Source organism: Janibacter sp. CoH_79_TC_3 (assembly GCF_058197955.1).
This window is the reverse complement of the sequence record NZ_JBXWIV010000018.1, coordinates 37,926-54,808: the sequence shown is the minus strand read 5'-3', so window position 1 is coordinate 54,808 and position 16,883 is coordinate 37,926. Positions and strand designations below refer to the sequence as shown.

Genomic DNA, 16,883 nt, shown 5'->3' with positions numbered 1-16,883 from the left:
CGCCTACGCCTACGCCTACGCCTACGCCTACGCCTACGCCTACGCCTACGCCTACGCCTACGCCTACGCCTACGCCTGAGCGCGGTGAGATATCGAATAAAACCGGTGCTCAGACCATCAACATTGGTGACACCTTTGTCACTAGCACTCGCGTCTTTGACGTTTATGACAACGGTAACAACCTAGATGCCAGAGCGGATTCAGCATCAGAAGGTGCCTTACCAATCGTTCCAATCTTTGTCTCAGGCGATGCTGATGTTGATCTTGTGAACGGTTACAAGAGCAACGTTGATGACTCAGCGATTATTCAAGGTAGTGAAGATGTAGGTAACGCTAAAATTCCATTAACCTATACCTCAATTTACAAAGACTTTGATGGTGACATGCGTGTCGGTCACATCAATGGTGTAGCAAGTACAGCAGCCATACTTGGAGCTGACTTAGCTGTAGATGGTGTAGCTGTCATTGGTAATGCGACTGCCAACATGCCAACGGAAGGCGTCTTTAGCTATGCCGGTGATGCAACTCATCGTACCAATGGTATGGGTAACGCGATTGAATACGGCACATCAGTATTTACAGCTGACTTTGTCAACAGCAACCTAGAAGGTACATTAAGCTTTGTAACTGCAGGTGACATTGGTCTAACGGGTGGCATCACAGGTAATCATTTCTCAGGTGCAGCAGCAGATAATGTAGGCTACAACACTGAAGGTGGATTCTACGGGGACAAAGGCCAGTATCTAGGCGGTGTTTACGAAGGTAATGGTGCTCAAGGTACTTATGGTGCAACTAAAGGTGATGAGGTTATCACTGAGCCTAAAGCCGTAACGGGTGTTATGAGCAATACTATTAGTAGTGCAAAAGGACTTGGCACGTTAGATGCAATTGGCTTCCGTCAATTTGTCACAGATAATGAAACTTATACAGAAACTACAGGTAGTGGAGAGGATGAAACACCTACTATTATCGAAGACATTAATATTGATAACCTGACCTATAACACTATCGAAGCGCGTCTTGACATCGTTAAGCCTAATAAGTTTAATACTGGCAGACAAGACCTCACACTGACTACTGTGAGAGACAACGATGTTGAAGTTGCGAACACTGATGGCTTCATGAAGTCTGCGCAAGCAAACGAAGTTTTATTGGAAGGCGTAAAAACAGGACTATCTTCTCCTCTTCCTACGGAAGCAGACTTAACTCTTCCATATCAATCTGTGTACAAGAACTTTGACTCACAGATGCAGATTGGTCATATCTATGGTGATCTAGATAAGCGTTCAGGTATAGCATCAGGCATCAAGTCACGTTATGCCAACGTCTATGTGGTAGGTAATGCGACTGAGAATATGCCAACAGAAGGTACAGTAAATTACAAAGGGGTAGCCACTTATGCAGATAACTTGCATCTATCAGTTGGCGGTCTAATGGGTCTAGTATTAAACGGTAGTTCCGAATTCAATGTTGACTTTGTCGATAATTCACTAAAAGGTGATTTGAAATTCACTGACAGGAACATCGCCATTACCGCTGACATCAGTGGCAATACCTTTGCAGGTACCAATGCAGATAACGACGTTGCAACTGCTGGCGGATTCTATGGTGAAGATGCTAAGTTCTTAGGTGGTATCTATCAACAAGCACTGAATAGTCTGGGTAGCGACGTACCAGGAACGGGCACAACTCCAGGAACGGGTACCACTTTCCAAGGTACCTTTGGTGCTGAGAAGCAATAAATTTATGAAATAAATAATCTTAAATAAAAAAGCGCCTTAGGGTGCTTTTTTTGTTCAATATAATAAAGAAAAATAACTATTATTACTTTATATGTGTTTTATACATTAACTAATGTCCATTTGAAAAATAAGTAGTCTTTAAAGGCTTGTCATCATATCATAATAAAAATGAACTATTATCTGTCTATTCAATAGAGAATTAATTTTTAATAATTACGTATATAGCAACAGATTTAGTTTTTGATCAATAAGCCTTTCAATTTTTACATTTAGCTAAACGCCTAGTATCTTAGCGATTTGCTATACAACCCTTCTACTATGCAAGTCTCGATAGGTATTCTTAAAGTCATTGAAGTACATTCCATTTGGTACTTCTCTGATAAAGAATGCTCATAACTTCAATATTATAACTACCTGATAAGCAATACTTAACCATACCTTGTTTAATTCAATTATTCAGTAGAAATACAGTTGACTTATACTCTTTACATCAGAATATCCATAAGTTTCTCATACAAAAACATTTATTGATTCAGTTTTGCTCATACACAAAGCAATAAAAGATTGGTCCTATCCACATATCAGCCCTTTTGATAATTCGTATTATTCTATGAATATTCTTTTTAATGAATATTATTGGTAACTAGATGTTACAGTAAACAATATTTCATTAATATAATTTGACTTTTTGTATCTAATTTGTTTATCTATACAATCTACTAGATAAATGTTCTACCTAATGGATTAGATACCAAAATATCATAAACTCTTCATGGAGGAAGACGAATGTCACCTAACCGTCATTCAATCTCAGCTGTATCGACAGTAAAAAAATTAAATACCCCGCTTAAAGCGAGTGTGGTTCTCTTAACCGCTATTATTTTGTCGTCGTGTGCAACAGACGGTGGTGATGATACCGTAACCCCAAAACCATCACCTATTTTGCCAACATCGGATGCGGGTGGGACCAGTGGTAGTGGAACCAGTGGTAATGGGACTGCCGGAGGAGGAGTTGGTACTACAAACGAAGCCGAAAAAGCTATTAAAGCTGCAGAGGCCAAAACTAAAGTTGCAGAAGATGCACTAAAAATAGCAGAGGCAAGGACTAAAGCTGCCGAAGACGCTCTAAAAGTTGCAGAAGAAGGATTTGGTAAGCAATCAGAAAAAGCAGCTGCAGCATCGCAAGAAGCAATTGATGCGGCAAAATTCGAGGCGGTAAAAGCAAAAACTGCAGCAGAAGCAGCCAGAGTAGAGGCGGTAGCAAAGATTGAAGCAGCCGCGAAAGAAGCTGAAGGAAAGATTAAGGCTGCGAAAGAAGCAGCGGCTAAGGATGCTGTAGCAAAAGTAAAAGCCGTTGAAGAAAAAGTAAAGGCTGCTGAAGCTCGCGCCAGTGCAGCAGAGACTAAAGCTAATGAAGTAGCGGAGTCACTGAAAGCTGAAGTAGCTGCAAAAGAAGCAGCCGAAGCCAAAACCAAAGCAGCCGAAGCTGAGACTAAAAAAGCTCAGGACAAAGTTAAAACAGCAGAGGAAAAGGCCGCCGCCGCCATTGAAGCCGTTACGGCCGCTAAAGCTGAAGCTGAGAAGAAAATTGCAGCTTTAGAAAAAGCAACAGCTAGTGAAGTTGCTGTAGCTGAAAAAGAAGCAAAAGAGGCTAAAGACGCGCTTAAAACTGCAGAAACGCAAGCAAAAGCGGCAGCAAAAGCGGCAGCAAAAGCGGCTACCGATGCAGCAGAAGCCGCAGCTAAAGAAGCGGCAGCAAAACTTGAAGCGGTCAAAACTGCCTCAGAAAAAGAAATTACTGCTGCGAAGCAAGAAGCTGTAGCTGCTCAGGCACGTGCTGAAAAGGCAGCTAAGGATGCCGCTACTGCTCAAAAACTTGTAGAGCAAGCAGAAGCTAAAGCTAAATCAGAGGCTGATAGAGCAGACTTAGAGGCTTCACAAAAGGAACAAGCGATAGAGCAAGCTGAAGAAGCGAAGGCAGAAGCATTAAAAGCTAGAGATGAAGCGGTAAAAGCAAATAAAGAAGCAGCAGATTCTAAACAATTAGCCGAAAAAGCTAAAGCGGACTTAGAGACTGCCGAAGTAGCACTTGCTAAAGCTGAGAAAGATTTAGCGGATGCACTAGCAAATGGAGGTAATCCAGAAGCCCTTCAAGCAGAGGTGGATCGTCGTCAAGCAGCCCTTGACGCAGCGAACGCTAAAGCCACTGCAGCCGAGCAAGCACAAGCAGCAGCGACTGCCGCAGCAGATGCACAAGTGGCAGTAGCCAATCAAGCCGCCAAAGATGCCAAAGATGCCTTAGCCGCCTCGCAAATCAAGAATGCACCGGAAACTAAGAAGACTGGGGTGCAGCATGTCAGTATCGACGCTTCAGGTTTAGGCCAAGGCGCATTGACAACCACCACTCGTGACTTCGGGATTACCGATGCAACACAAGTACAAGCTCGTGCGGATATCGCTTCTGGAGGTCTAGTCTCAGACCCTGTAGCACTTAAAGTCAGCGGAGCCAATGATGCAGCAGTAGCAGGCTCTAATGGATTTAAATCATTCGAAAACACCACCAAAGTAGTGACCGCATCATTAGGTGAACAAGACTTAGTTTATACCTCAACCTATAAAGATTTCGGTGATGATTTAAGAGTCGCTCATATTGATGGCACCGCTGCTGGTCTATTACCCGTCAATGGTGTTGCAGTAGTGGGTAACGCAACCCAAGTTATCAACATGCCAACAGAAGGTAAAGTTGGCTATACAGGTGATGCCACCTATCGTGAGATCGGTTTAGGAAAAGACATCCAATTTGGCACCTCAGTATTTACCGCTGACTTTGTTGCCAAGAACCTAAAAGGTGATTTGACCTTTAGTAATAAGACCATTGGTTTAGAAGCTGCTATTTTAGGCAACCAGTTCTCAGGAAGCAAAGACGGTTATAACGCTGATGGTGGATTCTATGGTGGTGATGCTCAATACTTAGGTGGTGTTTACGAAGGTAATGGCGCTCAAGGTACTTATGGTGCCAAGAGCAACAAGCAAACCGCAGCAGAGCAAGCGGCTGTGAAAGCGCAAGCGGATGCTGATAAAGCCAATGCTGCTATCGCTGCGGTTCAAGCTGCTGCAGATAAAGCACAAGCTGCGGCTACTAAAGCCCAAGCGGATGCTACTAAAGCCCAAGAAGCCTTAGCTGCGGCTGAAGACGCCCTAGCAAATGCAGGTAATGGGCAAGATCAGTTAGCATTAGCGTTAGAGCGTGCCGCCTTAGCAGAAGCGGCTCAAGCTGCTGCTTTAGAAGCTGCAAGCAAAGCAGAAACTGCCAAAGAAGCTGCATTGTTAGCCCAATCTTCAGCAGAAGCTGCAGCCACTGCAGCGCAAGTAGCAGCAGACAAAGCTATTGGTGAAGCGAAAATAGAAGCGGACAAGAAAGTAGCAACAGCCAATCAACAAGCTGCTGATGCAAGAGCCCAAGCGGCTGATGCTGAAGTACGTGCTGAAAAAGCAAAAACTGCCGCTGCTGATGCTAAAACTCGCGCTGAAGAAGCAGAAGATAGAGCGCAAGCTGCCGAAGATGCCTTAGCTGCAGAGAAAGAGCTACCGCCAGCACCGGCTAATCCACAGGCACCTGTGAATACAAAACTCAGTGGTTTCCAGAATACTATTTCGGGCAGCGACAATAGTGCTATTAATGCCAATAATTCGAGTAGTTACGATAAACTTAAAGTTCTTTTAGTAGAAACTGGTTCTGGACGTTATGATAATAAAACCACCACTGAGTTTGCTCTGCGCAATGTAGCTGATCAAGATTATCTAAACGGTTTCAAAAAGAGTTCTCTCTACTCACTGCCAGCAGGGTATTTAAATAGGACTTTTAAGTACACCTCAGTCTATAAAAACTATGATGATCAAATGCAGATAGGTCATTTGTACGGTGATCTTAAGACTTCAAACAATGGTACTCGACTAGATACACTATCTAATGTCTATGTTCAGGGCAATGGTACAAACGCTGAAGATATGCAGTACATGAAGACGTTATCACAGTACAATATTGATAATGGTATTAATGATGGCAAGGTGAAGTATGAAGGCAACACTACTTATCTCAAAAATGACCAAGTAATTGGTAATGATCCATCTGTAGGTACTTCTAAATTCAGTGTCGATTTTGTTGATCAGCAGGTCGATGGTACATTGTCATTCACTGATGTCGGTGTCAAAAAGGTCAAAGCAGAAATTACTGGTAATACCTTTGCAGGTAATTGGAACGGTCTTGATACTAAGGGTGGTTTCTTTGGTGAAGACGCAGGGTTGTTAGGTGGGGTCTATCAAGACGGCTCAGGTAAAGGAACCTATGGTGCTACTAAAGTATTGCCAGCAGCCGAAGAACCATTCGATCCAACTGTTGTTCCTGTTAATCCAGATGCTGCCGCTAATTCAGATGCTACTGGTATCATGAGCAACACTTTAAGTAGTCAAGCAGGTTTAGGAACCAGTAATGCTATTGGATTCCGTAAGTTCATTACAGACAATGAAACCTATAAGACGACAAGAGGTAGTGGTGAAGATGAGGCGCCAATAATTATTAAAGATAGTAAAGTTGATAACCTAACTTACAATGCTATAGAGGCGCGTCTCGACATTGTTAAGCCTAATAAGTTCAATACTGCCAAACAGGACTTTACACTCACTACGGTTAGAGCAGATGACGTCGCTGTTGCGAACACTGACGGCTTTAAAAAATCATCAAAAGCAACTGAAGTGTTATGGAAAGATGTAAATACAGGCGTATCTGTATCTCCAACTGCTGATTTAACACTTCCTTATCAATCTGTCTATAAGAATTTCGATTCTCAGATGCAGATTGGTCATGTGTATGGCGATTTAGACAAGCGTAGCGGTATAGCTTCAGGTATCAAATCACGCTATGCCAACGTCTATGTTGTGGGTAATAGTACTGCCCAAGAAGATATGGATTACCTAAAAGCTCAAGCTCGGTATGACGTTGCTAATGGCATGAATGATGGCATAGTACAGTATGCTGGTGTTGCGACCTATGCAGATAACTTGCATCTTGCAGCAGGTGGTCCAATGGGTTTAGTCCTGAATGGTACTTCTACATTTGATGTTAACTTTGTCAATGAATCGCTAACGGGTAACTTAGCCTTTGCTGGTGATAAGAATATTGGCATTAATGCTAATATTACAGGCAACACCTTTGTAGGTACCAATGCGGCTAACAATGTTGCGACGGCAGGTGGTTTTTATGGTGAAGATGCTAAATTCTTAGGCGGAATCTATCAAGAAGCTAGACCTGACAGTAGTGTTCCAGGTACTGGTACTGATCCAGGTACTGGTACAACTTTCCAAGGAACCTTTGGTGCCGAAAAGCAATAAAGTAATATGACTGTACAAAACAAACAAAAAAGCGTCCTAGGGCGCTTTTTTGCTCGCTTAAACTATTAAAATCCCTTAGGATAATTGAAGTTGAAAAAATGTTTAGAAAACTAGTGATCGTACTTAGGTAAGGATACCCATGAATAATCAATATATGCGCAAACCTATCACCGCTTCTATTTTGCTATCCATGATGGCGTTTTCTCTACCATCAATGGCTGCACCAGACGATCTACCAGGTATAGAGCCCGAGCTTAACCAAGCTGATGAGCTCTTAAGACGTGAGAGTCAAACTGCTGTAGCAGACCCTACAGCGCCTTCCACTACTGTCACTGACACAGAAGCACAACGTGCTATCAGAAGTCGTCAGCAACTTGCTGCCGCCACCGCTTATAATTTAGCAGCTTTAAAAGCCAACCCAGCTGCATTTAGCAAGTTCTTAAATGATGCCTTAGCCGCGCAAGATATGGTGACAGTGAAGCAGATATTGCCCCACTATAAGGCGTTAGAGACCAATGATCCTATGCTGATCAAATTCGCTGACGCCTTGATATATCGCAGTGAAGCTAAAAACAAACAAGCGATTGAAATCTATCGCGGTATGTTAGCGGCAGACCCAGACTTTCATCCTGTGCGTTTAAACATGGCAATTGCGATGCAAGCAGATAAGCAGTATGCGGCTGCAAAAGAGCAATTTCTTAAGCTGCAGTCGGTTGACCTGCCAGCACCTGTGATGGCCAGAGTTCAAAACTCGTTAGCCCAAATCAATAGTTCAGAGAAATGGCAATTTAATGCTTCAGCAAGCTATGTCAGAGATAATAATATTAATGACGCACCATCTAAGTCTATTCAATCTGATTTAGGACGCTCGATTGAGCAAAAGTCAGCCAACGGTATTCAAGTATCTGGCAGCGCAAACAAGCGCTTTAATTTACCTGATAACTTTTATGCAACTGTAGGTGGCAATGCCTCTTTGAAAGGCTATTGGGACGAAACTGACTACAACGATTATCTATTTACCGCCTCCGCTGGCGTTGGTTATGACGATGCCAAAAATGATCTCTCTCTGACGCCGTTTGTAACTAAACGGTATTATGATGAAGAGGCATATAGCTTACGAAAAGGCGTGACTGTTAGTGGCTCACGTTGGGTAAAACCGAAACTAAAGCTAACGGCTACAGGTATCTTATCCAATGAAACCTTTGAAGACGATGACAACCAAAATCGTGAGACAGATGGTCAGTTTTTGGGTTTAAATGCCTTTTATATTAAAGATGCCAAAGAGTATTTTTACGGTGGTTTAGGTAATTATCAAAATGATGTGCCCAAATCAAGCATTATCAGCTATGACCGTAACTCGATTAACGGTGGCTGGGGACGTGAATGGAAACGCGGTATCTCAACCCTAACGACAGCTGGTTATGGCATTAAAAAATATGGAGACCCTGCTGATGCTTATCCAGCAGGTAGTGGCGCATGGAAAGGTTATTATAATGCTGTAGGCGGAGAGCCAGGTTCCAGAAGAGAAGACAAAACTACCTCGCTAGGTCTACAAGTATGGAAGCGCGATTTTACTGTACTTGGATTAACGCCAAGATTGGTATTTGATTATGAAACAACTTCTAGTAATTTTGCTTATTATGACGATCGTGATGAAAAATCAGCGACAGTATTATTAACCAAAACCTTTTAATGTAATAAGCTTATTGCCATACAGTGATAATAAAAAACCTCGCCAATTAGCGAGGTTTTTTTAGTAATAAAATAGTAAATAAACAGTGCTTATTTGTCTAAGTTCATTTCCATCTCTTTGAATTTTGCAGATACTGAAGATTTTGGACCGCCAGTCATGATACTTACCGCAAAGATAGCGATGGTGCTTAGGATAAAGCCTGGAACAATCGCATATAACCAGCTGTTTAACGCGACACCATTCATTTGGAAAGGACCATAAATCCATAAGATGACAGTCAATGCACCCACAACCATACCAGCAACAGCACCATTACGGTTCATACGACGCCATGTAAGACTGAAGATAACCAAGGGTCCAAATGCAGCACCAAATCCTGCCCAAGCGTTAGATACTAAGCTCAGTACCGAGCTTTCTGGGTTTGAAGCCAATAAAATGGCAATGACTGCGACCACGATAACTGAAAGGCGACCGACCAATACTTGGCGTGCTTCTGGCGCGTCTCTATCAAAGAACAACTTATAAACATCTTTAGTCAATGAGCTTGATACGACGAGTAGTTGTGAGGAAATCGTACTCATGATCGCGGCTAAAATAGCGGCTAATAAGAAACCTGAAACGAGAGGTGTGAACAGAAACTGTGTAAATACTAAGAAGATGGTTTCAGGGTCCTCTAAGGTCATCGCTGTTTTTTGTACATAAGCACGACCCGCAAAGCCAGTCATCAATGCACCAATTAAACTTACAATCATCCAACTCATACCGATGTTACGTGCCGTTGGTATATCTTTAACTGAGCGAATAGCCATAAAGCGCACGATAATATGCGGCTGACCAAAGTATCCCAAGCCCCAAGCCATCAATGAGACAATGCCAAGGACGGTCATGCCACTGGTGACATTAAGTAAACTTGGATCGATGTTTCTGACCGCCTCAGTCGTAGCTGAAATGCCGCCAAGATCAGTAAAGGCAACGACAGGTACGATAACCATCGCAAACAGCATGATGATACCCTGTACGAAATCCGTCATTGAGACGGCTAAGAAACCACCGAATAGCGTATAAGCGACGACCACACCAGCGGTAACCCATAAACCAGTGCTATAAGAAAGGTTAAGCGAGCTTTCGAAAAGTTTACCGCCACCGACTAAACTTGCTGCGGTATAGACGGTAAAGAATAAAATGATAACCACGGCTGAAATAACCCGCAGCATGTGTGATTTATCTTCAAAGCGGTTGGCGAAATAATCAGGTAAAGTGATGGCATTGTCAGCGACCTCGGTATAAACACGAAGACGCGGCGCTACGATGATATAATTTAAAAAGGCACCCAAGGTCAAACCTAGTGCAATCCATATACTGACCACACCATCAGCATACATGTAACCAGGTAGACCAAGTAATAGCCAACCTGACATATCTGAGGCACCTGCCGAAAGAGCAGTTACTGCTGGTCCTAAGCTACGTCCTCCTAACATGTAGCCTTCGGTATCATTGGCTTGCTTAAAATAAGCGTAAATTCCAATACCAATCATCACTAAGAAATAGGCGCCGAGTGATATCAGCACGCCACTAGAAACTCCGTTCATATAAACTGTCCTTAACCAACATAGTTGGCTGTCATTATTTTTAACGAGAAAAATTAAGTCTTACAAGACGTTGCTTAAAAACCATATCTCAAAATATTTTAAGATAAAAATCTGAAGACGAAAAAAGCCATTAAGTAGGACATAATGGCTTTTATTCAAATGCTTCTATTAGTTTTATATGATTGATGCTGTTCTAGGACTGATACTTATAAAATCATGATGAAACACAAACGGCAGTACATAGTTCAATTTCACATCTTCATTGCTCGCATCTGCTCATCATCTATAAATATTAGTCGTTTATATAACCAATCATTTAAAACCATTCAACCTACTGCTTACTATCATATATTACTAGAAGTCTTCAATATATGATTATCAGTGTGGTTAAGGTAAATTAATGTTATCTAAACAACGTCAGCCGTATTATAACGTATGAGTAGCACAAATGCGAACGCGCTAATTTGTCGAATAAATATCTCTATTAGCAAATAATTTAAAATCGCTTGCTCAATGTTTAATCAATTGGAGCAAGCAAATCTAACAATGCCGTCACGCTGCTTGATTGGGTAAGTTTTGGGTTGATAACCACGCCCAAATAACGTTGCAATTCAATATTATCTGCCATATCGATACGTTCTAAATCTTGGCTGACCATGGTTTGCGGTAGTACTGACCAGCCAAGTCCCACAGAAACCAACATCCGGATAGATTCTAATGGGTTGGTACTCATGGTGGCATAGGGTTTTAGATTATGCTTAGCAAATTCCGCTAAGGTAATCTGACTGGTAAAAGTATTGGCAGACGGCAAAATAGCAGGGTAGCGCGCCAATTGCTCGAGCGTCACATTAGACTTAGTTGCCAAAGGTGATAAAGTACCGGTCATAAAATACAGTGGATCTGACCATAAGGTATGATAGGTCAAACGCTTATCATAGACGGGCGGCAAGGTTAAAAATGCCAATGACAAATCGCCATCGAGTACCGCTTTATGAGCCGTTTCTGAATCGACAAAATGCACTTCTAGTTGTACAGCAGGATAGGCTTGGATAAAATGCTTGAGCACAGGGGCGAGGTGGTGCAAGCCGATATGATGGCTGGTGCCGATAACGAGTTTACCAGATACGATATGCTTCGAATGCTGGAGGTTTATTTTAAAGTTTTCATAATCTTCAAGCCAGCGTTTGGCGTGAGGTAACATCTCACTGGCGGCTTGGGTCGGTACAATACCGCGTCCGACTGTATCAAATAGAGTGATGTTAAATTCATCTTCTAAGTTTTTGATGCGTTTACTGACCGCAGGCTGAGTAATAAACAGTTTTTCTGCTGCACCTGAAATACTGCCTGTTTGCATAACAGTGACAAATGTCGTCAAATTTGTGGTATTCACACCGATGTCCTTAGCTACGTAGCGAGCTATAAATAAAAGTTGGCTAGCCTAATCATAATGAATTAGAAATAAAAGTTTGTGACTATGCAAAAATCATCAATTATTATTATAGGATTAGCCTGCTATAATCACAAGACATCAAGACGTATTGTGACATATTTATTTTATTAATTTGGTAATCAGTAGCATCACCCTTGTTTTAAAAGCTCATTGCAACAATAAATATCTAAGCATGAGGCGAATGCACAACTGTATATATAGTCAGAATATAGATAATTAGACGTAGATATAATCAAATATTGAACAAAATTTTTGCTTACACCGAGTAAGCCAGTGAAATATTAAGTCATTAGCAACTAAAAAGGATAGCAGTATGGCCGGTCAAACGTTATATGACAAACTTTGGAATGCTCACGAAGTCACCAAGCGTGATGATGGTTCGAGCCTGATTTATATCGACCGCCATTTGCTGCACGAAGTGACAAGTCCGCAAGCGTTTGAAGGCTTGGAGCTTGCCAATCGTGCGCCGTGGCGTCTGTCGGCTAATATCGCAAGCCCAGACCATAACGTACCAACGGTGACTAAAGAGCGCTCAGAAGGCGTGGCTGGTATTAAAGATAAGGTATCGCGCCTGCAGGTATTAACCTTGGATGAAAACTGTGCCAAGTTTGATATCGCTGAATTTACCATTAATGATGCGCGTCAAGGTATCTTGCATGTAGTGGGTCCTGAACAAGGTTTAGTATTGCCTGGTATGACCGTCGTTTGCGGTGATTCACATACCGCTACCCATGGTGCATTGGGTTGCTTGGCACACGGTATCGGTACCTCAGAAGTTGAGCATGTATTGGCAACTCAGTGTTTGATTCAAAAGAAATCAAAAAATATGCAAATCCGGGTCACCGGTAGACTCGGTGCTGGCGTGACGTCAAAAGATGTGGTACTTGCTATTATTGCCAAAATTGGCACTGCTGGCGGCACCGGGCATGCGATTGAATTTGCTGGGCAAGTATTTGAAGACATGAGCATGGAAGGTCGTATGACCGTCTGTAATATGGCGATTGAAGCGGGTGCGCGCGTCGGCATGGTTGCTGTCGACGATACGACTATTGATTACGTCAAAGGTCGTCCTTATGCGCCGACTGAAGAACAGTGGCAGCAAGCGGAAGATTACTGGCGCACTTTTTATTCAGATGATGATGCCGTATTTGATACCGTGATTGAGATGGATGGTAGCGAGATCGCGCCGCAAGTATCTTGGGGTACTTCTCCTGAAATGGTCGTGGATATTACTCAGTCGGTGCCAACACCAGATCAAGCAGTTGATGAAGCGCAAGAAGAAGGCTGGTTACGCGCTTATACCTATATGGGTTTAGAAGCTGGGCAAAAAATTACCGATATTCAGCTTGATCGTATTTTTATTGGTTCGTGTACCAACTCACGTATCGAAGATTTACGTGACGCGGCGGCAGTGATTAAAGGTCGTAAAGTTGCCGATAATATTAAAGAAGCGATTGTCGTAGCCGGTTCTGGGCAAGTGAAATTACAGGCGGAAGCAGAAGGCTTAGATGCTTTGTTTACGGATGCTGGTTTTGAATGGCGTGAGCCGGGTTGTTCTATGTGCCTTGCGATGAATGCCGATAAACTTGAGCCGCAAGAGCATTGTGCCTCAACATCTAACCGTAACTTTGAAGGTCGTCAAGGTAATGGCGGTCGTACGCATTTGGTGAGCCCAGCGATGGCAGCTGCTGCCGCTTTAGCCGGTCACTTTGTTGATGTGCGCACGTTCTAATCTTTGACCTTATGCTTTATTTATCAATAATAAATATATTTGATAGGAAATCTTATGCAAGCTTATAACACTCAAACCGGTATCGTTTGTCCGCTCGATCGCGCAAACGTCGATACCGACCAAATTATTGCCAAACAGTTTTTGAAATCCATTAAACGTACTGGTTTTGGCGTCAATTTATTTGATGACTGGCGTTACCTCGACGAAGGTTATCCGGGTCAAGACAATAGCACCCGCGTCATTAACCCAGATTTTATCTTGAATAAACCCCGTTATCAAGGCGCGACTATATTGCTGGCACGCAGAAACTTTGGTTGTGGCTCGAGCCGTGAGCATGCCCCTTGGGCGCTTTCAGAATATGGCTTTCGTACTATCATTGCGCCAAGCTTTGCTGATATTTTTTATAATAACTGTTTTAAAAATGGCATGCTGCCAATCGTCTTGGATGAATCCATCGTTGATACCTTGATGAAAGCGACGCTTGCCAATGAAGGCTATGAGTTGACCGCCGATCTTGAGCGCCAAGTGGTCATTACCCCAACTGGTGAAGAGTACGCTTTTGAAGTCGATGAGTTTCGTAAGCACTGTTTGCTGAATGGTCTTGATGATATCGGGCTGACTTTGCAGCAAAGCGATGCTATCAAAGACTATGAGCATAAAATGATGCAAAAAACACCTTGGATATTTAATGATGTTAGAGCCTGATATTTAAAAAAAGCTTTTGACAACAAAGCCTTTTACAGCAAAGTTTATGAATCATAAGAGCCTTGAAAATAAGGTTGATAAAAATCTTTAATAGGAAAATCGTATTCAACATAAACTTATTCAATATATAAAAGTGCTCAGCGCTAATACGGCGTTGAGTTATGGCAATTAAGTGGCTAAAATGAATGGTAATCCATTTTTTACCTTATCGTATTTTTTACCTTATAAATAGTAGCCGCCATTATGAATAAAACACGTTTTGCTGTATGGACAAGCACCGCTATTGCCGCAAGCTTATTATTATCTGGCTGTCAGGCATTGACGGGTTATCAACAAATAGAAACAGCGCAAAATGCCAAGGTATGGACAGGAAAAATTACTCCTATCGCCGGTGAAGTAAATATTGCCTGCGTGGGGACTTATCACTGCGAAATTGCTCGCATTGATCAGACGCGCATTATAGGTAGTGATAGTCATGAACCTATCAATCCTGCCATGTTGGTAGCGATGCAAAACGTGAATACAGACAGTAAAAGTCGCACTATTAATAAGCATGCGACAGCGGCAATGAGTATGGACATGACACCGCTCATTCATAAAAACGCGATTAAAATTGTCCCTTTGTCGGCGTCTGCTATGCCTGGGCTAACCAATTATTATGCGCGGGTAAAACCTGCAAAACGTGAAGTGCAAGTAAATTTCTATCCAGAAAATAATTTGGGCTATGTCGAGCGGTTTGCGATGATTCATGACTTTGCTGAAGCAGGTACGTATCAGCTACGTGCTTATCAAAAAAAATCTAGCGCAAACTCAGGTAGTTTGCTTGATAGTGCTTCACCAGAGCCGTTATGTGTTGAGTTATATCAAGGCAATAATGTCCAACGCCGTTTTTGTAAAGAGGTCGGAACTGAGCATGAAGGAGAGTTTGTAGAAGCCCGTGTGGTTAAACCTAAACCTGCTCAGTCGCCATCAAAGCTACCAGCAAAAAACAAAGTAAAAACGAAAGCTTGATAAATAGATTTCTAAAATATTGACAACTTAAAACTCATTTAGATGGATAGACCACGACTTCTTGTGCAGCTCATTGCCCAAGAAGTTGTTTTTTAACAGGCTATTAAAAGCCTTTCTAGCAATAATATAACTAGCAATACCATAAACAACAACTTACTTACCCATTTACCCACAAGGATTAGTATGGCAACGATTTTAACATTAGCAGGCGATGGCATCGGCCCTGAAATCATGACTCAAGCCATCGATGTGCTCGAAGCGGTCAATAATAAGTTTGAATTAGGCTTAACCCTTGAATCTGGATTAATCGGCGGCGTGGCAGTTGATGCAACCGGTGAACCACTACCAGACGAAACGCTACAACGTGCGCGTGCAGCGGATGCCGTGTTATTAGGTGCGGTTGGTGGTCCTAAATGGGACAGTATTGAGCGTAGCAAACGTCCTGAGCGCGGCTTGCTTAAAATTCGTAGTGAGCTTGGTTTATTTGCCAATCTGCGTGTGGCAAAACTTTACCCGCAGCTTGTTAATGCTTCAAGCATCAAGCCTGAGATTATCTCGGGTTTGGACTTGCTGATTGTGCGTGAATTAACTGGCGGTATTTATTTCGGCGAGCCGCGCGGCATTCGTACGTTAGAAAATGGCGAGCAGCAAGGCTATAACACCATGGTTTATAGCACCAGTGAGATTCAGCGTATCGGTAAAGTCGCTTTTGAATTGGCAAAAACGCGCGCGCAAGCAGCAGGTACGCCAGCTAAGGTTTGCTCAATCGATAAAGCCAATGTCTTAGAAGTCACTGAGCTGTGGAAGCAGACCATGATTGAGCTGCAGCAAGCAGACTATAACGATGTGGCGTTATCGCACATGTATGCGGACAATGCTTGTATGCAGCTTATCAAAGACCCTAAGCAGTTTGATGTGATGGTCACCGGCAACATGTTTGGTGATATTTTATCTGATGAAGCGGCGATGCTGACCGGTTCTATCGGTATGTTGCCATCTGCGAGCCTAGATGAGGCCGGTAAAGGTATGTATGAGCCTTGCCATGGTTCAGCGCCTGATATCGCTGGTCAAGACAAAGCCAATCCATTGGCGACCATTTTATCTGTGGCGATGATGCTACGTTATACCTTTAAGAAAGAAGAAGCTGCGCAAGCGATTGAGCAAGCGGTCAGTGACGTGCTTGACGATGGTTTACGTACCATCGATATCCTAGATCGCAGCGAAACTGGTCTCAAACAAGTAGGCTGTCAAGAAATGGGGCAGGCGGTACTGGCAAAACTGCTCTAATTGATATCGACTTAACATGAGCTGCCTTATTAAATATTGACAATAGTAAACCTACCATTATATACCCATAAGTTGCCGAGCAATTTATGGGTTTTTATGTGCTCTTTATTATACATCTTGCTATTATACAAAATTATTGTTAACGCTTTTCACTATAAAGCTGTATAAAGACCTTTGTTTTAACACAGACGCTGCATTGTAAGACGCTTATTAACACAATGCCGTTATAAGCCTACAAAAGCGTGTGGCAACATAGGTCACTTGTAATTGAGATGAATAACCTAGC

9 protein-coding genes are annotated in these 16,883 nt (G+C 42.6%); 7 read left to right on the top strand and 2 right to left on the bottom strand.

Annotated elements, in window-relative coordinates:
- From AC2FA3_RS12580 to AC2FA3_RS12570, 3 genes are all read left to right on the top strand, one after another.
- Nucleotides 1–1,742: transferrin-binding protein-like solute binding protein (locus tag AC2FA3_RS12580; protein ID WP_490509861.1), on the top strand; the 1,742-nt coding region annotated here is incomplete at its 5' end.
- A 786-nt stretch (nt 1,743–2,528) separates the two neighbouring features.
- Nucleotides 2,529–7,130, top strand: coding sequence for a transferrin-binding protein-like solute binding protein (locus AC2FA3_RS12575; protein ID WP_490509860.1), 4,602 nt, complete (start codon nt 2,529–2,531; stop codon nt 7,128–7,130).
- Nucleotides 7,131–7,269: 139 nt separating this feature from the next.
- On the top strand, nt 7,270–8,823 hold the full coding sequence (locus AC2FA3_RS12570) for a surface lipoprotein assembly modifier (protein ID WP_490509859.1): 1,554 nt from the start codon (nt 7,270–7,272) through the stop codon (nt 8,821–8,823).
- 89 nt (nt 8,824–8,912) lie between these two features.
- Here AC2FA3_RS12570 and putP read toward each other — a convergent pair whose 3' ends face one another.
- Both putP and AC2FA3_RS12560 read right to left on the bottom strand, forming a co-directional pair.
- Nucleotides 8,913–10,412, bottom strand: coding sequence for a sodium/proline symporter PutP (putP, locus tag AC2FA3_RS12565; RefSeq protein ID WP_490509858.1), 1,500 nt, complete (start codon nt 10,410–10,412; stop codon nt 8,913–8,915).
- Between the two features lie 517 nt (nt 10,413–10,929).
- Nucleotides 10,930–11,802: a LysR family transcriptional regulator gene (locus tag AC2FA3_RS12560; protein ID WP_201612550.1), complete on the bottom strand. Its 873-nt coding sequence runs from the start codon at nt 11,800–11,802 to the stop codon at nt 10,930–10,932.
- Nucleotides 11,803–12,175: 373 nt separating this feature from the next.
- On the opposite strand from AC2FA3_RS12560, the gene leuC reads away from it, so the two are divergent.
- The 4 genes from leuC (at nt 12,176) to leuB (ending at nt 16,597) form a co-directional block, all read left to right on the top strand.
- Entirely contained in the window at nt 12,176–13,594 is a 1,419-nt protein-coding gene (gene leuC, locus AC2FA3_RS12555; protein ID WP_490509857.1) for a 3-isopropylmalate dehydratase large subunit, read from the top strand.
- Nucleotides 13,595–13,648: 54 nt separating this feature from the next.
- The gene (gene leuD / locus AC2FA3_RS12550; RefSeq protein ID WP_490509856.1) at nt 13,649–14,299 is read left to right on the top strand and encodes a 3-isopropylmalate dehydratase small subunit; all 651 of its coding nucleotides are present in this window, start codon (nt 13,649–13,651) and stop codon (nt 14,297–14,299) included.
- Between the two features lie 243 nt (nt 14,300–14,542).
- Nucleotides 14,543–15,310, top strand: coding sequence for a hypothetical protein (locus tag AC2FA3_RS12545; RefSeq protein WP_490509855.1), 768 nt, complete (start codon nt 14,543–14,545; stop codon nt 15,308–15,310).
- Between the two features lie 183 nt (nt 15,311–15,493).
- Nucleotides 15,494–16,597: a 3-isopropylmalate dehydrogenase gene (leuB, locus tag AC2FA3_RS12540; protein ID WP_490509854.1), complete on the top strand. Its 1,104-nt coding sequence runs from the start codon at nt 15,494–15,496 to the stop codon at nt 16,595–16,597.
- Nucleotides 16,598–16,883 lie beyond the last annotated feature (286 nt).

Coding starts and splice junctions, on each gene's coding strand:
- AC2FA3_RS12575 (WP_490509860.1), top strand. CDS start 2,529: ATGTCACCTAACCGTCATTCAATCTCAGCTGTATCGACAGTAAAAAAA.
- AC2FA3_RS12570 (WP_490509859.1), top strand. CDS start 7,270: ATGAATAATCAATATATGCGCAAACCTATCACCGCTTCTATTTTGCTA.
- putP (WP_490509858.1), bottom strand. CDS start 10,412: ATGAACGGAGTTTCTAGTGGCGTGCTGATATCACTCGGCGCCTATTTC.
- leuC (WP_490509857.1), top strand. CDS start 12,176: ATGGCCGGTCAAACGTTATATGACAAACTTTGGAATGCTCACGAAGTC.
- leuD (WP_490509856.1), top strand. CDS start 13,649: ATGCAAGCTTATAACACTCAAACCGGTATCGTTTGTCCGCTCGATCGC.
- AC2FA3_RS12545 (WP_490509855.1), top strand. CDS start 14,543: ATGAATAAAACACGTTTTGCTGTATGGACAAGCACCGCTATTGCCGCA.
- leuB (WP_490509854.1), top strand. CDS start 15,494: ATGGCAACGATTTTAACATTAGCAGGCGATGGCATCGGCCCTGAAATC.